Genomic DNA, 20,460 nt, shown 5'->3' with positions numbered 1-20,460 from the left:
TTCTTGTTGAGCATTGTTCATTTTTTCATATTTAATATTATTTATTTTCATGATGTGGGGTAAAATTGTGCTTGAGAAATCGTGTGCTATGCTGCTTGACGATATATACTAATATTATTATCAGTATGAACTTTATGGAATGTTACAGATATGTTTAATAAAAATAAGAAAAAAGTTTTAGAGTTAACTGAGCAATTAAAAGCGATGCAAAGCCAACTGGATGCTATTCACCATTCCGTACCGACCATTGAATTTACACCGAGTGGAGACATATTGGCGGCTAATGAACTGTTTTTAGATATTGTTGGATATTCAATGGAAGAGGTTAGAGGTAAGAATCACTCTAGTGTCTGTTTTCCGGAATATACCCGTACTCCAGAATATGCTCAGTTTTGGAGAGATCTTGCGAATGGTGTTATGCAAACAGGGCGTTTCCAACGAGTTCATAAATCTGGTCATGAAATTTGGCTTGAAGCGACATATTTTCCAATTATGCAGGATAATAAAGTTGTTAAAGTGATGAAAATTGCCAGTGATGTGACTGAGAAGCATCAAGAAAGTATTGCTCGTTCAAGTGTTTTACAGGCACTGAATCGCTCTTTGGCGACAATTGAGTTTACTCCTAGTGGGGAGATTATTACTGCAAATGAGAACTTCTTAAATACTGTAGGCTATCGACTTAATGACGTTGTTGGTAAACATCACCGTATATTTTGCAGCGATAAATTTTACCTTGAAAATCCGAGCTTTTGGGATGAATTAGCAAAAGGGCAAATTAAAGCAGGTCAATTCCAACGTAGAGGCTATTCTGGTCAAAATATATGGTTAGAAGCAACCTACAACCCAATTTTCGACTCCAACGGCGTTGTGACGAAAGTTATTAAGTTTGCAACAGATATTACAGCACAGATTGAACGTAACGAAGCGGTGGCTCATGCCTCTGATGTGGCGCATAGTACGTCAGTAGAAACCGCGCAAATTGCCAAGCAGGGTTCTGAACTATTGGCTGATTGTGTGAACGTGTCACTTTCAATTGATTCTAAAGTTGAAGAAGCAGTAGAACAAACGAGAGAGTTAAATTCTCGCTCTCGCGATATTGGTGAAATTGTAAGTACCATTAAAGGGATTGCCGAGCAGACGAATCTTTTAGCATTGAACGCAGCTATTGAAGCCGCTCGTGCTGGTGAAACTGGTCGAGGTTTTGCTGTTGTGGCTGATGAAGTGAGGCAACTTGCGGCGAGAACCGCACAGTCAACCAACGAAATTGAAGCGGTGGTGTCAAACAACCAGACGCTTACTGCGGGAGTGATGCAATCTATGTCTGAAGTTTCTGAAATATCCAATGAAGGAACACAGAAGATTACCGAAGTTTCATCGGTGATGGATGAAATATACAACGGCGCAGAAAATGTGACACAAACAGTAGGGCAGTTGAATAACGATTTGTAGCCTAGCTCGCTGTTGTTCATAAATTTAAGATAATAAAAAAGGCGACATAGTCGCCTTTTTTGTTTTTAAATACTTTAGTTCTTAAATAATTTAGTTTTTAAACACTTTTACTTTTAAAAACTAATGAATATTAGCTATTAGTATTTGAGTATTAGCAGATAACTTTGATTGCCAAGCCACCTTGAGAAGTCTCACGGTATTTAGCATTCATGTCTTTACCTGTTTCCAGCATTGTTTCGATAACTTTATCAAGGGAAACACGTGGTGCAGAAGCACGACGTAGAGCCATACGAGAAGAGTTAATCGCTTTTACTGCTGCAATACCGTTACGTTCGATACAAGGAACTTGTACTTGGCCTGCTACTGGGTCACAGGTTAAACCAAGGTTATGTTCCATACCGATTTCTGCTGCCATACAAACTTGTTCAGCACTGCCACCCATTAGCTCAGCAAGACCTGCCGCAGCCATTGAACATGCAACGCCAACTTCACCCTGACAACCCACTTCAGCGCCAGAGATAGAAGCATTTTGCTTGTAAAGACCGCCGATAGCGCCAGAAGCCGCGAAGTAACGAATGTAATCTTTTTCAGTTACGGTTTGGATAAATTTATCGTAGTAAGCAAGAACTGCAGGAATAATGCCACAAGCACCATTTGTAGGAGCCGTAACAACACGACCACCTGCTGCATTTTCTTCATTTACCGCAAACGCATACATGTTTACCCAATCGATAACTGTCATCGGATCGGTATTGGTTTTTTCTGAAGTTAATAGCTGTTGGCGTAATGCCGCTGCACGACGAGGTACACGTAGAGGCCCTGGAAGTAGACCTTCAGTATTCATACCACGCTCCATACATTCACGCATGGTTTTCCAGATGTTAGCGAAGTAGGTACGTACTTCTTCATCTGCGTAAAGGGCATGTTCGTTAGCCATTACCAACGTACTAATAGATAAACTGTGCTCTTGGCATAGGTTTACCAACTCTTCAGCTGTGTTGTATGCGTAAGGTACTTTAATAGCAGACTTTTGATCTTTACCAAAGTTCTCTTCGTCAACGATGAAACCGCCGCCAATAGAGTAATAAGTTTTAGAGTATGCTTTTTCGTCGTCGATCCATGCGTGAATCTGCATGCCGTTCTCATGTAAATCGAGATTGGTAGTGTGGAAGTTCATCCCACTATCTTTAGGGAACGAAACCGTATGGCAGTGCATGCCTACAGGTAAACGTTCAGTCTCTTCAACGCGAGCAATAAATCCTGGAATGGAGTCGATATCTACTTTTTCTGGGCTATTACCAGCAAGACCCATGATGATAGCGACATCTGTGTGGTGACCTTTCCCTGTCAGTGATAATGATCCATAAACGTCCACGGTAATTTTAGTGATGTCGCGCAATTTTCCCATTGAACGAAGGTCATCAATAAATTCTTTACCCGCTTTCATTGGTCCAACAGTATGTGAGCTCGAAGGACCAACACCAATTTTATAGATATCAAAAACACTAATCATAGTGATTACCTCTAAAGAAGCCTCCGGGGAGGGAGGCTTTTTATTATCATTATTATTTAATTCACCTGAAACGACTTATGGTAATAAGTGGTTGCAGATTATAGAGCGCCGTAGATTACAGAAGTAATAGCTGCGATACCACAAACTGCTGTAAATAGTTGTACAGGAGCTGAAGTTTTAAGCTTAGCCATTGCTGGTACTTTGCGCATTGCATATACAGGCATTAGGAACAGGATTGCAGCGATCATCGGTGCACCCATTGTTTCAATCATACCTAGAATGCTTGGGTTGATGATAGCAACAGCCCAAGTAGTAACAACGATAAAGATTAGAGATACTTTCTCGATTGATTTAACTGGAGCTTTAGAGCGAGACTTACCAAGACCTACTAGACCTTCGTGAGCACCAAGGAAGTGACCGAAGTAGCTAGAAGTGATAGCAGCGAAAGCAACGAATGGACCAAGAACCGAGATTAGTGGAGATTCGTGAACGTTCGCTAGGTAAGAAAGAACACTGATGTTTTGCTCTTTTGCTGTTGCTAGTTGCTCTGGAGATAGAGAAAGCACTACAGAGAAAACGAAGAACATAACGAAGCCCATAAGCATCATTGCTGCACCGCCAGTGATCATGTCTGTTTTCTTAGACGCGTCTTCACCGTAAGTTTGGCGTTGTTCTTTAGCGAACTGGCTGATAATTGGGCTGTGGTTGAAAGAGAAAACAATGATTGGAATTGCAAGCCATACAACAGAAGGCATAGTTGACCATTCTGGAGTAACAGACAGCATTGAAGTGTTCCAATCAGGGATTAGGTAGAAAGATAGTGCTAATAGAACCGCTACTAATGGGTAAACCATAATAGAAGTCGCTTTAAGCATTAATTCTTTACCAAATACTACACCAGCAGTCATTGCAGCGATAAGGCAACCAGAAAGTAACCAGCGAGGAATAGATTCCATGCCAACTTGGTTAACTAGGAAAGAATCTACAGTGTTAGTGATACCAACGCCGTAAATTAGAACGATAGGGTAAATCGCGAAAAAGTAGGCAAAAGTAATAAGGTTCGCGCCAGTTTTACCAAAATGTTCTTCAACAGTATCTGTGATATCAGCGTTAGGATTTTTAGCTGATAAAACAAAACGTGCCAAACCTTTGTGTGCAAACCAAGTCATTGGTGCTGCGATTAGAGCTAGGATAACTAATGGCCAAAAACCACCAGCGCCCGCTTTAATTGGAAGGAAAAGAACACCAGCACCAACAGCAGTACCGAATAATGATAGAGCCCAAGTGAAATCTTTGTAAGTCCACTTAGTACTTGTTTTAGCGGCCGTAGCCGAAGAAGTTGTTGTATTCATGTTAAATTTGCTCATTTTTTGGGAACAGGAAATAAGTCGAGGCGTATTTTGCAGAATTTTCGTCTGCAAAAAATAGATCTAAATCATGTATTGAATGAGCTTATTGAATGTTTTATCAAAAATGCATTTTGGATCACGAAAATGCCGTGCTACAGGTGAGGTTTAGTAATGCTTGGTATTAGTTTTTATAATGCTTGAGTGCTAATTGCTCGTCCGTATTTGTCGCAACCGTTTGCTATATTTAAAGGCAAATCAGACATGGCTTTTGAACAACACGTTAAATTAACAATTAATAAACTAGTGTGTAATTTGTTGCTGTAAAGATTGGATGATTTGAGCCGTCATTCCCCATATAAAATGCTGCTCATATGGAATGGCGAAAACTCGGTGAGGCTCATTTCGAATTGTAAATAAATGGCTAAATAGTTTAGACGTATCGAGTAAATGAGATGCCGGAACCTCAAATAGTGACTCGACTTCGTTAGGATCAATGTTAGCGGTATAACCTGAGTTAATGAAAGCGAGTACTGGAGTCACAGAAAATTGGCTTACGGTCGTAATTTCGGGCAATTGACCTAAAATATCAATATGCTCTGCTGGAATACCAATCTCTTCACTGGTTTCTCTAACGGCAGTATCGAGGAGGGAGTTGTCATATTGTTCGTGTTTTCCGCCTGGAAAGCTGATTTGTCCGGGGTGATGTTTTAAATGCTGAGCGCGCTTCGTTAACACTATATTCAGTTGATTCTCTCGTTCAACAAAGCCTATTAGTACAGCGGCTTTTCTCAGTGTACGGGTATTAAGGTGTTCGACACGCTTGGTTGAGTCAGCATCATAGTCGACCAGTTGATGAAACTGAAAGTACTGAATCAAGGTCTTTTTATTCATTGGTTCACCACTTGAAGATTTGTTTTTGAATTGGATTGAAAAAAATGGTTCTATGAATCATGCTTTTAATTGATATTAACAAGAGTAGTTCAAATTATGAAAGGAATCATATTTACCGAATTTCTTGAATTAGTAGAGGATAAGTTCGGTCTTGACACATTGGATCAAGTACTGCAACTCTCTGCCGATGAAGGCGTGTATACCTCTGTTGGAAGTTATAACCACAAAGATTTAGTGACGCTTATTATCAACCTAAGTAAAATTACAGGCGTATCGGCTGAGGAGTTACAACGCGTTTTTGGCCAATCGGTATTCACAGATCTGTTGAACACACTCCCGCCAGAGGCCAGTTTGCTTCAATGCAATACCACTTTTCAGTTCATCCATCATGTTGAAGACTATATACACGTTGAAGTAAAAAAACTGTATCCGGATGCTCAACCCCCTCAATTCAATTTTATCAGTGAGACAAGTTCTGAGATGGTCATGGATTACCGCAGCGCTCGTTGTATGTCCCATGTCTGCCTCGGTTTAATCGAAGGTTGTGCTGCTCATTTTTCTGAGACGATTATCAGCCAAATGGAACCGTTAGACCCGTCGCAAAGCGTTGTTCGGTTTCACTTACGTATTGATGAGTAGAGAACATGCCAGAAAATTCTCCAATAGAGCGTAAGCTTAAGCGTGAAATAGCATCACGAAAAGAGGCGGAAAAGCTTTTAGAAAATAAAAGCTTAGAACTTTATGAGTTGAATGAAAAATTAGAGATAGCATTAAAAAGATTAGAAGCCACATCTGAATCCAATATCAAAAAGTTAGAGTTTGAAGAGCAGATAGATGCCTTGTTGATCAGTTTTAGTCGGGTTTTTATCTCTAGTGATTTGGATGCCGTAGTTTTAGCTAACTTTTTACAGCGATTAACTAACAACGCGGTAATTGAATCAAGCTACCTGTCTTTGACCAATAACGCTATGAGCGGCTTAAGCGCTTTGGAGTACGGCGATAAATCTATTCGAGAAGTGACTCAAGAAGTCATCGCCCAAGACGTCCCCCGTCCTCAGTGGATCGATAGGCAGTTATGTATTCCACTGGTCATTGAACACAACATCGTTGGCGTGATTGGTTTTGCGGTGAATGCAGAAATCAGCGATCGTGATTTCGTCGAAAAACAACTCGTGCTTGCTGGGGATTTGCTCTGTAGTGCGATTAGTCGCTCGATGATCATGAATCGTCATATTGAATCTAGACAGCGCGCAGAAGAATCGGAACGTTCTACGCGTGATTTTGTAGCAATGATCAATCATGAACTGAGAACGCCACTCAATGGTTTACTCGGTAGTGCTGAATTACTGAGAGACACTCAGCTCGATCAAATACAAACCGACTATATTGATAACCTTAGTCAATCTGGTGAGTTGCTTCGGGCGATTATCAATGACTTGCTTGATTTCAGTAAAATTGACGCAGGCATGATGGAGTTAATTCCTAAGAAGTTTCACTGGCAGCAATTGGAATCGACAATACAAGGTATTTTTAAACCCAAAGCAGCCGAGAAAAGAATTGTACTCAATATTGGCAGTGAAGGAAGAATGCCAACATGCTTCATCGGTGACTTAGAAAGGATCACGCAAGTTCTTGTGAATTTAGTCGGTAACGCTATTAAGTTTACTCATCAAGGTGAAGTCAAACTCCTCGCGGTATGGAGTGACGACCGCATTAATATTGAAGTAAAAGACTCAGGCATTGGTATTGCTCTTCAGCAACAAGAGAAGTTATTTGAACCCTTTACTCAAGCTGATCGATCAAGCAGTCGTCACTATGAAGGAACGGGCCTTGGGTTGGCTATTTGTAAACGGCTGGTTGATTTGATGGGAGGAGACATCTCCTTTACCAGTGAAATAAAGCAGGGCACACGCTTTCAACTATCTCTTCCTTTAACGGTCGCTCAGGAAGAGGTAATTGATACGCGAAACCCAGTTAAAGAATTGTGTGAGAAAGAGTTAAGTCAGCTAAACGTTTTGGTTGTGGACGATATTCGTATCAATCAGGTCATCATCAATCAAATGTTGAAGAAAATGGGCATTAAACCAACTGCCTGCATGAATGGAGTTGAAGCATTAAAAACGGTCGCTTGCCAGTCGTTCGATGTCATTTTTATGGATTGTCGAATGCCAGAAATGGACGGCTTTGAAGCAACAAAAAGGCTGCGTGAATTGGGTTACAATCTACCAATCTTAGCCTTGACCGCAGGCACTACACTGGAAGAGCGTGAAGAGTGTATTCAGTGTGGGATGGATGACATCCTGACCAAGCCTTATACCGCTGACGATCTTAAAGCCATGTTAGAGAAGTGGGGCTAACTTAAATTGCCCCACCTTCGGAATTTGCTCTTTGAGCTTTACTGGTCGGCATTGAGCTCAGTTAAAATCGGCAGAATTCGACATAGTTTGTCTAACGTTTCTTGATATTCGGAATCGCACTGGCTGTCCGCAACCACGCCACCTCCCGCCCATGCGTAAATCATATTCTCTTCAGCGACCAAAGTTCGAATAGTAATACTGGTGTCCATTCTTCCATGGCGGCTGATATAACCAATGCTGCCGCAATACACTGAACGTCTATGAGGTTCGAGTTCTTCAATGATTTGCATGGCTCGAATTTTCGGTGCGCCAGTAATCGAACCTCCAGGGAAGCAAGCTCGTAATAGGTCAGCCGCTTGGTATTGATTATCCAAATCTGCGCGAATGGTGCTCACTAAATGGTGGACCGCCGGAAAGCTTTCAATATCAAATAACTTAGGTACATGCACCGTGCCGGGTTTGGCTACGCGACCAATGTCATTACGCAACAAGTCCACAATCATAAGGTTTTCTGCTTGGTCTTTTTCCGCATGGGCAAGATCATTCGCGTATTCACGATCAAGCTTTTCATCCTTCGAACGAGGTCGAGTTCCCTTGATTGGTTTCGTTTCTATTTTCGTTTGGTTTAATTCTAAAAATCGCTCTGGAGATACGCTGATAATCGCTGCTTCATCGGTGCGAATAAAGGCAGAAAACGGTGCTAAGTTAAACGCTTCTAAACTCTGATAAGCATTCCATTCAGAGCCTAGATAAGGGGCACAGAAACGTTGGGCTAAATTGATTTGGTAGCAATCACCCGCGAGCAAGTAATTTTGGACGTGATGGAATTTTTCACTGTAAGTCGCTTTGGTCATATTTGACTGCCACGGTGCAGTTAATTTGAACGGAGATCGGTCAGAGGAGTCAGGTACCTGTTGGTTCAACCACTGCCAATGTTGCTCGACATTCAGTCCAATAACGTAAGCTTTGCTCTCTTTGTTATCGACGATAACCGCCCATTCATATAGACCTACAGCCATATCCGCACAATCAATATCTTGTACTGCTATGCTATCGACACTTTCGACTCGTCTGCCCAAGTCGTAACTAAAGTAACCCAGCGCACCACCCACAAATGGCACATCTAGCTCACAGCTTTGTGAAGGCAATAAAAGGTTTTGATAGTGGCTAAGGAGTGAGAATGGGTCATCCGTTGATTGAATGGTTTCGTTTGAAGAATAGCCTTGGTCTAATCGCTGAATCTCAGTGATCTCACCTTTGGTTTTCAGTGTCGCAATCGGCTGGGCGACTAAGATGTCAAACCGACTATCGATATGCTCAGTTGAGGCAGAACGTAGCAGCATTGCCCAAGGTTGAGCCTCAATGAGAGAAAACAACTGCTTAGCAAGATCGGGCTGATAGGTAATCGTCTTTATTTGGATTTGGTGCGTTTCGTTATTCATTTGTTTAATTTGTGACAAAGAGTTCAATCACTGCATGGCTTGTGAAGGAAAGCAAGAGTATCATAAAATCATATTAAAGGTGCTACTTCGTTGATTCCTCATACATAAGTCAACCGTATCTATCTGTTCAGATGCATTGACAATAAATAGCTCAACATAATGAGAATTTAACAAGTGGTATTATTAGGAAGCAGAACTATTAAAAGAGGCATGCAATGACGGTTATTCGCAAGCAAGATGTGATCAGCAGTGTCGCTGACGCACTTCAATATATTTCTTATTACCACCCTCTAGACTTTGTCCAAGCACTAGAAAAAGCCTATGAGAAAGAAGAGAGCCAAGCAGCAAAGGATGCGATTGCTCAAATCTTGATTAATTCCCGTATGTCAGCAGAAGGGCACCGCCCAATTTGCCAAGATACAGGTATTGTGACTTGTTTCGTCAATATCGGCATGGACGTAACATGGGAAACCACCGATCTTACTGTCCAACAAATGGTTGATGAAGGCGTTCGTCAGGCATATCTTAACCCAGATAACCCATTGAGAGCCTCTGTCTTAATGGATCCTGCGGGTAAACGTATTAACACCAAAGACAATACTCCGGCGGTTGTTCATATCAATATGGTGCCGGGTGATACCGTTGAAATTCAAATCGCGGCAAAAGGCGGCGGTAGCGAAAATAAAACCAAAATGGTGATGCTAAACCCATCAGATGACATTGCTGAGTGGGTGGAAAAAACCTTACCTACAATGGGAGCGGGTTGGTGTCCACCGGGCATGTTAGGCATAGGTATTGGCGGTACGGCTGAAAAAGCAGCGGTATTGGCAAAAGAATCTCTGATGGAACATATCGATATTCATGAACTCATTGAACGTGGACCTCAAAATGCAGAAGAAGAGCTGCGTTTAGATATCTTCGATCGCGTGAATAAACTGGGAATTGGTGCTCAAGGCTTAGGCGGTTTAACCACCGTAGTCGATGTTAAGATCAAAACTGCCCCGACTCACGCTGCTTCAAAACCTGTGTGTTTGATTCCGAACTGTGCCGCCACTCGTCACGTTCATTTCACTCTTGATGGTTCCGGCCCTGCCGAGCTAACGCCACCAAAACTTGAAGAGTGGCCAGACATCACTTGGGAAGCAGGCGCAAATACTCGACGTGTAAATCTTGATGAAGTAACAAAAGAGGACGTACAAGAGTGGAAAACGGGTGAAACCGTGCTCTTGTCAGGCAAAATTTTAACGGGTCGAGATGCTGCTCATAAGCGCATTCAAGGCATGCTAGAGAGTGGAGAAGGTTTACCTGAAGGTGTCGACTTCAAAGGTAAGTTTATCTACTACGTAGGTCCTGTAGATGCAGTCGGTGATGAAGCTGTGGGTCCTGCTGGTCCTACAACGTCAACACGAATGGATAAATTTACCGATATGATGCTTAATGAAACGGGTATCATGGGTATGATAGGCAAAGCAGAACGCGGGCCTGCAACGGTAGAGTCGATTAAAGATCATAAAGCGGTCTATTTGATGGCAGTCGGCGGTGCGGCTTATCTGGTTGCTAAAGCGATTAAGAAAGCGCGTGTGGTTGCTTTTGAAGATTTGGGTATGGAAGCGATTTACGAATTTGAAGTTGAAGATATGCCTGTGACCGTAGCCGTTGATTCAACGGGTGCGAACGCACATCAAATTGGCCCAGATACATGGAAAGTTAAAATCGCTGAAGCCAACGCGTAACGTTTTAATTAGGAGTCGGTTTGATGTTTGAGTCTGGCTCCTAATTCGTTTTCCTCAAGGGCTATTAGCTTATTCAGCCTTTATTCACAACAAAAGTCAGGAGCTTTTATGACTCGTTTTATTCAATTCGTCCAGCTAGCAGTATTGATCACCATCAGTGCGTTTGTTGGATATGATTTGATTCTTCATGGTATTTCAATATTCAACGATAAATACATTACTATTGCTCTGGTATTGGCTGGGCTGCTTGAGATTGCACTTTTTGTGATTTATAAATTGATCGAAGAAGACTAGCGGATTTTTGCTGTAAACTGGTAGAAACGACTATAAAGCCTCTGATTTTTTCGGAGGCTTTTTCGTTCATCTAGCATTAATGTTTGATATTGCATACTCTTAGCGAATAATTACTGGAGTATGTTGAATGAAAAGATTAACCCAAGAGATGAATGATTTGATCCATCGCGGAATGGACTCCCATTTACGCATAGCGGTAACTGGCTTGTCCAGAGCGGGTAAAACGGCATTTATCACTTCAATGGTTAATCAGCTATTGCACACTTCTACGCACCAAAACCTGCCACTACTGTCTGCTGCTCGCGATGGGCGTTTAATTGGTGCTAAGCGTGTACCACAAACCAATATGATGATCCCCCGTTTTGCTTATGATGATGCGATGGAATCACTACATGCAACGCCTCCTGCATGGCCATCACCAACCCGAGATGTCAGTGAAATCCGCTTAGCGTTGAAATATGCACCAGAGAAACGCAGTAAGAAATTACTGGGTAAATCCGCGACGTTACATTTAGATATTGTCGATTATCCGGGTGAATGGCTACTGGATTTACCTTTGCTCGATATGAACTTTGAAGAGTGGAGCCAAACGCAATTTGAGGCTTTGAAAGGTCGTCGTAAAGATTTAGCCCAGAATTGGCTCACACAGCTTGAAGTGTTTTCAGCACAAGATGAAGCCAACGAAAAACAGCTTGCTGAAATATCAGAGAGTTACACCTCTTATTTGCATGCTTGTAAAGATATCGGTTTGCATTGGGTTCAACCTGGGCGGTTTGTTCTTCCAGGAGAATTAGAAGGTGCGCCAGTGCTGCAATTTTTTCCGTTGCAACTTAGCGAAGAAGAGCAGGGCAAGGTTAGCAAAACAAGTCAATATGCGATGCTTAAAGCGCGTTATGAAGAGTATCAACAGAAAGTCGTGAAAGCATTTTATAAACATCACTTTTCAACATTTGATCGTCAAATCGTTTTGGTGGATTGCTTACAACCACTAAATGCAGGGGCCGATTCATTTCATGATATGCGTCATGCGTTAGAGCAGTTAATGAAAAGCTTCCGATACGGGCGCAGCAATATACTCAAGCGTCTCTTTTCGCCAAGGATTGATAAAATATTGTTTGCCGCTACCAAGGCCGATCACGTAACACCAGAACAGCACCCTAATTTAGTGTCGTTGCTACAACAGATGGTACACCCAGCGTGGCAGAATGCAGCGTTTGAACATATTGATATGAGCTGTATGAGCATTGCATCGGTGCAAGCGACCTCGACAGGTTTTATCTCATCAGGCCAAACCAACGTTCCAGCTTTACAAGGAACCACGGTAGACGGCGTTCCAATGACCATGTTCCCGGGTGATGTTCCTAAAAAATTACCTAATAGCGTATTTTGGGACACGAATGGTTTTGAATTTACCAGCTTTAGACCAATGGAATCGAGTTCTGATGAACCCTGTAAGCATCTAAGACTGGATAAAGCTTTAGAGTATTTGATTGGAGATAAATTGAAATGATCGAGTTAAAAACGAAGCAAGTCTTTGATCAACCTTTGGGTTCAGTAGAAAAAGAGCAAGAGTCCGCGGACTCATCTTCCTCCCCAGAACTGAACGCTCAGTTGCAATTTGAATCAGCGGAAACCTTCATCCCAACAACGGTTGAGGATAATGAAAACGAGTCGCCAATAGAAAGCGAAGATCAATTAGAGCGAGTGATAAGACCAAGTAAAACACGCAGTTGGATTGCAACAACATTAGCTTCGGCATTTTCAGGGCTTGTCGCTTGGCAGGCCATTGATACGGTCATCGTCGCAATTCAAACCGCTGATTGGTTGGCATTAGGTTGGGCGTCATTCATTGCGGGTATTGCCTCTTTGGGTTTAGGAGCCATCGGCAAAGAGCTATGGAAGCTACGTAAACTTAAAGCTCATTTCAGCATTCAAGAACAGAGCGAAACTTTACTGGCCAGTGATAGTGTCGGCAAAGGTAAAAGCTTTTGTCAGTCGTTAGCGAAAGAAGGGGGGATTGCAACGGAGAGCCCAGCTTACGATAAATGGATAAATAGCATAAATCCAGCGCACAGTGATGCTGAAGTACTCGACATGTACGATGCCATGGTAGTGGCTCAACAAGATAAGCAGGCGACCAAATTAGTGTCTCAGCTCTCAGGTGAGGCGGCGTTATTGGTGGCGATCAGCCCACTGGCGGTTGCTGATATGCTACTTGTAGCGTGGCGAAACTTTAAGATGATCGACAAATTAGCGGATATCTATGGTGTTGAGCTAGGTTATTGGTCGCGAGTGAAACTGTTCAAATTGGTTCTGATCAATATGGCGGCAGCGGGCGCGAGTGAGTTGGCCGTTGATGCAAGTATGGATCTGCTGTCTATGGATTTAGCGGGAAAAGTTTCGGCACGCGCGGGTCAAGGTATCGGTGTCGGAATCTTGACTGCAAGGCTAGGGATCAAAGCAATGTCACTGCTTCGACCAATCCCATGGAAAAAAGATCGAGCTGTACGTTTATCAACCATCCGCAAGCAAATCGTGAATAAGGTGCAAACTGTTGGTATAAAATAAGAGAAAAAGCCGCCTCTGTTATGAAAACAGGGGCTTGATGGCTTGACGACACACAGAGCTTAATTCACACTACTGTCAACATTTCCTGACACCTCTACTTAGGATTACTCTGTGCGTTTAGAAGTTTCTTGTGAAGATCGACTTGGTTTAACCCGTGAGCTACTTGATATTTTAGCGACGAAAAGCATTGATTTACGAGGAATCGAAATCGATGTGACGGGAATCATCTACCTAAATTGCCCAGACATTGATTTTGATACTTTTAGTGAATTGATGACAGAAATACGCAGAATTACAGGCGTAAAAGATGTCAAAAAGATTCAATTCATGCCAAGTGAACGACATAACACTGAGCTGATCGCCTTATTGGCAAACTTACCCGATCCTGTTTTAGCGATTGATCTGAAAGGGTCCGTTGATATGGCAAACCATGCGGCATTGAAGCTGTTCGCAAAAACAGAAACGGAAATGCTTGGCGAATTTATCTCAACTCTCATCCCAAGCTTCAACTTCTCTCGTTGGATTGAAGGTAATATTGCAAGACAGCGCCAAACAATCGTTCTAGGTGGCCTGGATTACAATCTCGAAATCATGCCTGTTTATCTCAGCAGCGATTCAAATGAGTCAATGCTAGCCAGTGCGGTAATGACGATTCGCTCTGGGTTGCAGAGTCAAACGATCAATGAAACCTTACCTGAACAGAATAACTTAGGCTTTGAGCATTTCGTTGGAATTTCAAACCGTCACAAAGCCTTGATGAGTCAATCGAAAAAACTGGCGATGCTTGATCAACCTCTGCTGATCGAAGGCGAAACCGGTACCGGAAAAGAGATGCTTGCCAAAGCGTGCCATAACCGTTCTAACCGTTCTTCATGCCCATTCTTGGTATTGAGCTGCGCTTCTATGCCTGATGATGTTGCTGAAACGGAACTGTTTGGGCATGCGCCGGGCTCGTTTAACCATGAACAAGGCCATAAAGGCATCTTTGAACAGGCGAATGGCGGCACCGTATTCCTCGATGAAATTGGGGAAATGAGCCCACATTTGCAAATCAAGTTACTGCGTTTCTTGCAAGATGGTACATTCCGCCGTGTCGGTGAAGAGCTTGAGGTGCATGTTGATGTCCGCATCATCGCTTCTACAAGGCATAAATTGGCCGACTTAGCCGAAGCGGGCACTTTCCGTGAAGATCTATTCTATCGCCTGAATGTGCTTACATTATCGATACCATCGCTGCGTGAACGTTCGAATGATATTGCGCCTTTGCTGGAACTTTTTGCCGCAAAATACGCACAGCAGTTAGGAATGGTTAAACCCGACATTGCCCATGAGCTGATTGAGCAGCTTGCTAATTATCAATGGCCTGGAAACATGCGCCAACTCGATAACATGGCACTTCGAGCACTCACAGAGATGTCTGGGGATACATTAAGCATTGAGCACTTTAACCTTCCTCAAATGGATCCTGTAAGTTCCAATGTAGCGTCACTGAATATTGATGGTTCGCTTGATGACATTATGAAAGATTACGAATCACAAATTTTAGAGCGCCTGTATCAATCTTTCCCATCAAGTCGTAAGTTAGCGAAGCGTTTGAATGTATCGCATACGTCAATTGCCAATAAACTACGTGATTATGGCATTAGGAAGAGCTAATGGATGATCTCAGCTCTACGTTTCAGTTGCATAAAAATGATGGTGAGATTCTTTTAAGAACCGCTCTGCCGACCGATGCGACTTTAATCAGCAATTATTTTATTAAAAATCGAGAGCATCTTCGTGGCTGGGAACCCAAGCGAGAAGCGGCATTTTTTACTGTTCAAGGCTGGGCTCAAAAACTCATTAAGTTGCATGAACTGCATAAAATGGGCTTAGGTTATTACTGCTTAATTACCGATGCCAAAACGGAAGAGATGTTAGGGACGATCTCCTTCAGTAACCTGTCTCGATTTCCATTTCACGCATGCAATGTCGGTTACTCTCTCGATGCGAATGCTCAAGGTCGTGGGATCATGAGAAAGTCCCTAAAAATGGCTTGTGACTATATGTTCGATGTTCAAAACATGCATCGCATAATGGCAGGTTACATGCCACGCAATCAACGCAGTGAAGCGGTTTTACAACAACTGGGATTCACACGCGAAGGGTTTGCAAAAGATTATTTGTTAATTAATGACAAGTGGGAAGATCATAACCTGATGTCATTAATTAACCCTAATTGGCGCGCTGAATAATTGCTATCGCACGCCAGTATTGAACCAATTTAAAGGCCTATCTATTGGATATGGCACATAGCACATTACTTAAAGATGCTATGAATATGGCACTATAAAGCCGAATAAATGAGGAATTTTGATGTCTTACACAACTTTGGATGAATACCAAAGAAAATGGATTTTTACTCATCAATCAATGCCCGTTCCTGAAGAGGATTTAGCGTTGATCAAGCCTATGACTCAATCTAGAGCAGCGCAGTTCTGGAAAGAGAATATTAGCCCACAGAGTCCCGATGCGGAAAGGTTCAGCTCACAAGACTGGCCAAGTAAAGACTCAAACTGGTCTGATAAAGTAGATTGGATGGTTGCATGGGAATCCGATGAGGCAGATTTACCAGAAGGCGTTGAATCTCATATTGATTGGCAAGATGATGTGACCGTGTACTTCTGCTATGAAAAATACAACATCTTGGAAACCAAGTGGTTAATATTCAAGAAGCATTGGAAAAACTTTTTATTCTATGATGATGGCCCAATTCTCCTCGGTCGCCGAAGAAATGAAGCCTTGTGGTTCGATTCTAAAGGTAAAGTAAGATTAGGTGAACGTACGTAATTTTGTGACTCAAATGACCAACAGTTGAATGATATTAATATGCCGAGCCCATTGTGGTTCGGTTTTTTTTGGATTCATTTTTAAGCGTTAACCCTCCCTTAACTCTCCCTTAACCCCCCAATTGGTAATCTTATCCCCATCAAATCTGGAACAAACAACAAATTGGAATACTGCTCAACACTCTAACCAAGAGATCGTCGGCGGTCGTGAGGTTTTCTTAAATTTCAATGTCAAAGACAAGAGTGATCAAAACTGCGATCAAAGTTGAAGATTTTCTCGTTTGACTGCAAATAGAATTATCATAGGTTGCCAATATGTTTCCCTTGAGTTGATTTTGTGTAACCTGCTGTTTTTGCTGAGAACATCGACGAGTTGCAACGTCACATACTGAATAAATATTGTTACCGAAACTTATATTATTTGATCTCACGCTAAACATCTTTCATATGGACTGCAACATAATAGAGATATTGGATGTCATGAGCCTCCCATAATTGTGAGTGAGCTTGGCATCTAAATCTATTAATCTCAGGAAGAGCAGCCGTATTATGCGCCAATACACCAAGTATATAATCCCACTTTTAATTCCTTTTATTATTCTAGTGTTACCGCTTTCCGCATTCCCTTTTGAGGGGATGACGATCATTCAGCAACGAGTCATAGCAATATTTTTGCTCGCGGCTTTATGTTGGGTATTCGAGCCAATTCCCATTTACGCCACATCGGTTGTGATCATTGTGCTTGAGCTTTTGATGCTATCGAACAAAGGCATTTTCTTTTTTAGGCTCGAAGAAGGGCAACCCCATTTCGGTGAATTGCTAAAGTACAACGAAATAATGGCAACCTTTGCCAGCCCCATTATCATGCTTTTCTTAGGTGGTTTCTTCTTGGCGATGGCGGCAACCAAATACCGTTTGGATGTGAACTTAGCGCGTGTGTTACTGCGTCCGTTTGGTCACGACCCCAAGTTCGTGATGCTTGGACTCATGTTGATTACTGGCATTTTCTCTATGTTTATGTCGAATACCGCCACAACGGCAATGATGCTCTCAATTTTAACACCGGTCATCGCGTTGTTTGGGCCAAAAGATCCAGGAAGAATTGCGTTTGCTCTCTGTATTCCTGTCGCTGCCAATATTGGTGGTATCGGAACGCCGATCGGAACGCCTCCAAATGCGATTGCCCTGAAATATCTAGTCGGCGATAACCTGATCACCTTCGGAGAGTGGATGGTGTTTGGGGTTCCATTCGTGGTGATTATGATGGCTCTTGCATGGTTTCTGATTTGCCACTTGTTTAAAGCAGAGCAACAAAGCATTGAGCTGAACATTAAGGGTAAATTCCTTAAAACACCGAAAGCAATTTTGGTTTATGTCACTTTCGCAATCACTATCATTCTCTGGTTAATGGGCTCCGCTCACGGTATGAACTCTTACACCGTTGCACTTATCCCAGTCGCGATATTTTCGCTTACTGGCATTATCAATAAAGAAGATCTGAAGAAGATTTCTTGGGATGTGTTGTGGCTCGTTTCTGGTGGTATTGCTCTTGGTTTAGCGTTAGATCAAACAGGGCTCGCAAGATTGATTGTGAATAGCATACCTTTCGATGAATATTCACCTTATGTAGTGCTATTTGGTGCGGCATTCCTCTGTTTAGCAATGGCGAATTTCATGTCGCACACAGCAACCGCCAACTTATTGATGCCGATAATGGCTGCTTTAGGCTCTTCAATGGCCTCTCTAACGCCACTTGGTGGTGAGATTACATTGATTCTTGTTGTGACCTTTGCCGCCTCATTGGGTATGTCCTTGCCAATTAGTACACCACCAAATGCGTTGGCACATGCTACGGGTCATGTTCAAAGTAATCACATGGCAAAAATAGGTGTGATTCTTGGTGTAACAGGGGTTCTGTTAAGCTTCATTATGGTTTGGATTCTTCATGCTGTTGGTCATATTGGTTAATGTATCAAGCGCGTTATACCAAAGCGTGTTTATACCTAAGCACGTTTGTACCAAAGTGCGTTTATGCCAAAGTGGGCTTATGCCTAAGAGTATCCTACCAAGTAGTTGAGATAGGTTATGTACGAAATTAAATTAGATCGGTTAATCGATGCCTATTTTTGTAATTCTGAGCGTCGGCTTATCGTCAATAGTGGTGACGTTATCATCCATCAAGATGGGCATAACGAGCGCCTCTATTATGTTTGCAAAGGTGAGCTAGAAGGCTTTTTCCAAGAAGAGGGCTCCAACAAACAAACTCATATTTTTACCGCCACAGAAAGAGCATTTATTGGTGTACATAGTTTCTTTTCTGGTAGTTGGGTAGCTTCATCCACTGTCCGAGCCAAAACCGATGTTGAATTGGCTTGGATAGACAGAGATACCGAAGAAGTTGAGCCTGAGACTTTTGGATCGCTTAGTGCTCAGTTTGCTCCTGTTATTGTGGACGAACTTTCTCGGCGACAGCGCAGAGCGACACAAGAAGCGGTAGAGAAAGAGAAGGCACTGCAGAAGTTAAATACTGCTGAGCAGATGACAACATTAGGTCAGTTAGCCGCGGGGATTGCTCATGAACTGAATAATGCGATTGGTGTGGTGAGCAGTAAATCAGAAAGGCTGGAAGATGTGGTGATCCAGTTGCTCGAAGAGGTGCATCCAGAGGCGAGTGGCTTTTTTGATTACGGGTTGGTGCATGGACAAAATAGTGCCTCGTCCGATGTAAGAAAACGAGGCAAACGCTTTGAGCAACAATATGGTTTGAGCAAAAGCCTCGCAAAAGATCTCGCTCGCGCAGTGCCAGAAGATGTGTTGTCGTCGCACTGGTTAAGTAACCCTGAACAGGCGGTGAAATATTGGCAAATTGGACGAGATTTGCATGATATGCGGTTGGCTACACGTCATACCGTTGGAATCGTTAAATCTGTGAAGCAACTTGGCCGTGCCGATGTGCAAACCGAAGAACTGTTTGATGTGAACGATAGCATCAACAAAGCGGTGTCATTGCTGCAAAGTGACCTGCGGCGTGTATCAGTGCGAATGAGCCCTGCGGCTTTACCTCGTTTTAAAGGCTCATCGACGGAGTTGGTTCAGGTCTGGGCAAACTTAATGAAGAACGCCTGTGATGCAATGAACCATACTGATGAGCCTGAAATTGATATACAAACACGAGTAAGTAATCAAAAAATATTAATCACGATTTCAAACAATGGTCCTGAAATCGATGAAGTTACACGTAGAAAAATATTCCAACCAAATTTCACTACTAAAAAGGGTGGTTTGTCATTTGGTTTGGGATTAGGACTATCGATTGTTAAACGAATAATCAGCGGATACGGTGGCACAATTGCAGTAAAAAGCGATTCGAGCCGAACAATTTTTAGAATTAAATTACCAATTGAGGGCGATTATGGAGAAGCTTAACCTAATTTGTGTGGACGACCAGCGTGAAGTCCTGAGTGCAGTTCTGCAAGATTTAGATTCCCTTTCAAATTGGATAAATATTGAAGATTGTGAATCGGCAGCAGAAGTACTTGAGTTGATGGATGATCTCGATGCTTCTGGTGAGTTTATCGCATTGATCATTTCAGATCATGTTATGCCGGGGCAAACGGGCGTCGAGTTGCTGAGTGAAATTTCGCAGGATAGTCGATTCAAAGAGACGAAGAAGATACTGCTCACCGGGCAGGCGACGCATTCAGATACCATAACCGCCATTAATTCGGCAGGTATTAATCAATATTTTGAAAAACCTTGGAGCGGTAAAACGCTGGTGGATACCGCAAGAACCTTAATCACCGAATACATATTTGATAAAGGTTTTGATTACACTGATTACCAAGAAAATTTAGATCAGAATGTCGTGTTAGCTCGACTGCGTTAATACCATCAAAGCCAACCTTCCGATGAAGCGTTGGCTTTGCTTTATGGTGAATCCAAATTGTGCGCGGAGAACAAATCAATTGTGGACTGGCTAGCTCAGATCTGCCMCAAAATTTGTTAGTACCGCTCTTTAACTAAAGTTGAGTACGCA

The 20,460-nt window shown here is 42.5% G+C and carries 17 protein-coding genes; 13 read left to right on the top strand and 4 right to left on the bottom strand.

The genetic code is table 11. From position 1 onward, the window contains the following. Window positions 1-150 precede the first annotated feature (150 nt). Complete coding sequence (locus tag L4C39_RS03355) at window positions 151-1,449, top strand: methyl-accepting chemotaxis protein (protein ID WP_429744429.1); 1,299 nt, start codon at window positions 151-153, stop codon at window positions 1,447-1,449. Window positions 1,450-1,600: 151 nt separating this feature from the next. Here L4C39_RS03355 and L4C39_RS03350 read toward each other — a convergent pair whose 3' ends face one another. The 3 genes from L4C39_RS03350 to L4C39_RS03340 all read right to left on the bottom strand — a co-directional run bounded on the left by L4C39_RS03350 (window position 1,601) and on the right by L4C39_RS03340 (window position 5,202). Next, a complete protein-coding gene (locus L4C39_RS03350) occupies window positions 1,601-2,962 on the bottom strand; it encodes an L-serine ammonia-lyase (RefSeq protein ID WP_017053936.1) in 1,362 nt (453 codons plus the stop codon). Window positions 2,963-3,060: 98 nt separating this feature from the next. Beyond that, window positions 3,061-4,314: an aromatic amino acid transport family protein gene (locus tag L4C39_RS03345; RefSeq protein ID WP_371711192.1), complete on the bottom strand. Its 1,254-nt coding sequence runs from the start codon at window positions 4,312-4,314 to the stop codon at window positions 3,061-3,063. 297 nt (window positions 4,315-4,611) lie between these two features. After that, complete coding sequence (locus L4C39_RS03340) at window positions 4,612-5,202, bottom strand: CoA pyrophosphatase (RefSeq protein ID WP_429744427.1); 591 nt, start codon at window positions 5,200-5,202, stop codon at window positions 4,612-4,614. 96 nt (window positions 5,203-5,298) lie between these two features. Between L4C39_RS03340 and L4C39_RS03335 the strand changes: the two genes are divergently transcribed. Together L4C39_RS03335 and L4C39_RS03330 are read left to right on the top strand one after the other, a co-directional pair. Continuing rightward, window positions 5,299-5,841 carry a heme NO-binding domain-containing protein gene (locus tag L4C39_RS03335; RefSeq protein ID WP_113797253.1) on the top strand — a complete coding sequence of 181 codons (543 nt, stop codon included), beginning with the start codon at window positions 5,299-5,301 and terminating at the stop codon, window positions 5,839-5,841. Window positions 5,842-5,846: 5 nt separating this feature from the next. Then, complete coding sequence (locus tag L4C39_RS03330) at window positions 5,847-7,559, top strand: ATP-binding protein (protein WP_371711194.1); 1,713 nt, start codon at window positions 5,847-5,849, stop codon at window positions 7,557-7,559. Between the two features lie 38 nt (window positions 7,560-7,597). On the opposite strand, the gene pabB is transcribed toward L4C39_RS03330, so the two are convergent. Then, window positions 7,598-9,001, bottom strand: a complete 1,404-nt coding sequence (gene pabB / locus L4C39_RS03325; protein ID WP_429744424.1) for an aminodeoxychorismate synthase component I — start codon at window positions 8,999-9,001, stop codon at window positions 7,598-7,600. Between the two features lie 215 nt (window positions 9,002-9,216). Between pabB and L4C39_RS03320 the strand changes: the two genes are divergently transcribed. The 10 genes from L4C39_RS03320 (at window position 9,217) to L4C39_RS03275 (ending at window position 20,310) form a co-directional block, all read left to right on the top strand. Continuing rightward, window positions 9,217-10,734: a fumarate hydratase gene (locus L4C39_RS03320; protein ID WP_261888282.1), complete on the top strand. Its 1,518-nt coding sequence runs from the start codon at window positions 9,217-9,219 to the stop codon at window positions 10,732-10,734. Between the two features lie 108 nt (window positions 10,735-10,842). Next, complete coding sequence (locus tag L4C39_RS03315) at window positions 10,843-11,028, top strand: hypothetical protein (RefSeq protein ID WP_429744422.1); 186 nt, start codon at window positions 10,843-10,845, stop codon at window positions 11,026-11,028. A gap of 127 nt (window positions 11,029-11,155) precedes the next feature. Then, complete coding sequence (locus L4C39_RS03310; protein ID WP_429744420.1) at window positions 11,156-12,538, top strand: YcjX family GTP-binding protein; 1,383 nt, start codon at window positions 11,156-11,158, stop codon at window positions 12,536-12,538. Then, window positions 12,535-13,596, top strand: a complete 1,062-nt coding sequence (locus L4C39_RS03305) for a YcjF family protein (RefSeq protein WP_429744418.1) — start codon at window positions 12,535-12,537, stop codon at window positions 13,594-13,596. Before L4C39_RS03310 ends, L4C39_RS03305 begins: the two co-directional genes overlap by 4 nt. A gap of 111 nt (window positions 13,597-13,707) precedes the next feature. Next, window positions 13,708-15,252, top strand: a complete 1,545-nt coding sequence (gene tyrR / locus L4C39_RS03300; RefSeq protein ID WP_371711198.1) for a transcriptional regulator TyrR — start codon at window positions 13,708-13,710, stop codon at window positions 15,250-15,252. Beyond that, entirely contained in the window at window positions 15,252-15,830 is a 579-nt protein-coding gene (locus L4C39_RS03295) for a GNAT family N-acetyltransferase (protein WP_261888279.1), read from the top strand. Before tyrR ends, L4C39_RS03295 begins: the two co-directional genes overlap by 1 nt. A 121-nt stretch (window positions 15,831-15,951) precedes the next feature. Continuing rightward, window positions 15,952-16,425 (top strand): DUF2947 domain-containing protein, encoded by a 474-nt coding sequence (locus L4C39_RS03290; protein ID WP_429744415.1) that lies wholly within the window; start codon window positions 15,952-15,954, stop codon window positions 16,423-16,425. Between the two features lie 548 nt (window positions 16,426-16,973). Further along, window positions 16,974-18,392, top strand: coding sequence for an SLC13 family permease (locus L4C39_RS03285; RefSeq protein WP_429744413.1), 1,419 nt, complete (start codon window positions 16,974-16,976; stop codon window positions 18,390-18,392). Between the two features lie 117 nt (window positions 18,393-18,509). Next, the gene (locus L4C39_RS03280; RefSeq protein ID WP_429744411.1) at window positions 18,510-19,850 is read left to right on the top strand and encodes a sensor histidine kinase; all 1,341 of its coding nucleotides are present in this window, start codon (window positions 18,510-18,512) and stop codon (window positions 19,848-19,850) included. Next, the gene (locus L4C39_RS03275) at window positions 19,837-20,310 is read left to right on the top strand and encodes a response regulator (protein ID WP_113797234.1); all 474 of its coding nucleotides are present in this window, start codon (window positions 19,837-19,839) and stop codon (window positions 20,308-20,310) included. Before L4C39_RS03280 ends, L4C39_RS03275 begins: the two co-directional genes overlap by 14 nt. Window positions 20,311-20,460: the final 150 nt, after the last annotated feature.

Source organism: Vibrio clamense (assembly GCF_050337905.1).
In the GTDB taxonomy this organism is placed as follows: Bacteria; Pseudomonadota; Gammaproteobacteria; order Enterobacterales; family Vibrionaceae; genus Vibrio; species Vibrio cortegadensis.
The sequence above is the reverse complement of the archived record's forward strand: the minus strand, read 5'-3'. Positions and strand labels throughout refer to the sequence as shown.

Bases quoted from the DNA above. Each gene is read 5' to 3' on its own strand.
- L4C39_RS03280 (WP_429744411.1), top strand. From the start codon at position 18,510: ATGTACGAAATTAAATTAGATCGGTTAATCGATGCCTATTTTTGTAAT.
- L4C39_RS03310 (WP_429744420.1), top strand. From the start codon at position 11,156: ATGAAAAGATTAACCCAAGAGATGAATGATTTGATCCATCGCGGAATG.
- L4C39_RS03285 (WP_429744413.1), top strand. From the start codon at position 16,974: ATGCGCCAATACACCAAGTATATAATCCCACTTTTAATTCCTTTTATT.
- L4C39_RS03355 (WP_429744429.1), top strand. From the start codon at position 151: ATGTTTAATAAAAATAAGAAAAAAGTTTTAGAGTTAACTGAGCAATTA.
- L4C39_RS03335 (WP_113797253.1), top strand. From the start codon at position 5,299: ATGAAAGGAATCATATTTACCGAATTTCTTGAATTAGTAGAGGATAAG.
- L4C39_RS03330 (WP_371711194.1), top strand. From the start codon at position 5,847: ATGCCAGAAAATTCTCCAATAGAGCGTAAGCTTAAGCGTGAAATAGCA.
- L4C39_RS03315 (WP_429744422.1), top strand. From the start codon at position 10,843: ATGACTCGTTTTATTCAATTCGTCCAGCTAGCAGTATTGATCACCATC.
- L4C39_RS03290 (WP_429744415.1), top strand. From the start codon at position 15,952: ATGTCTTACACAACTTTGGATGAATACCAAAGAAAATGGATTTTTACT.
- L4C39_RS03275 (WP_113797234.1), top strand. From the start codon at position 19,837: ATGGAGAAGCTTAACCTAATTTGTGTGGACGACCAGCGTGAAGTCCTG.
- L4C39_RS03305 (WP_429744418.1), top strand. From the start codon at position 12,535: ATGATCGAGTTAAAAACGAAGCAAGTCTTTGATCAACCTTTGGGTTCA.
- L4C39_RS03350 (WP_017053936.1), bottom strand. From the start codon at position 2,962: ATGATTAGTGTTTTTGATATCTATAAAATTGGTGTTGGTCCTTCGAGC.
- L4C39_RS03340 (WP_429744427.1), bottom strand. From the start codon at position 5,202: ATGAATAAAAAGACCTTGATTCAGTACTTTCAGTTTCATCAACTGGTC.
- L4C39_RS03295 (WP_261888279.1), top strand. From the start codon at position 15,252: ATGGATGATCTCAGCTCTACGTTTCAGTTGCATAAAAATGATGGTGAG.
- L4C39_RS03320 (WP_261888282.1), top strand. From the start codon at position 9,217: ATGACGGTTATTCGCAAGCAAGATGTGATCAGCAGTGTCGCTGACGCA.
- L4C39_RS03345 (WP_371711192.1), bottom strand. From the start codon at position 4,314: ATGAATACAACAACTTCTTCGGCTACGGCCGCTAAAACAAGTACTAAG.
- pabB (WP_429744424.1), bottom strand. From the start codon at position 9,001: ATGAATAACGAAACGCACCAAATCCAAATAAAGACGATTACCTATCAG.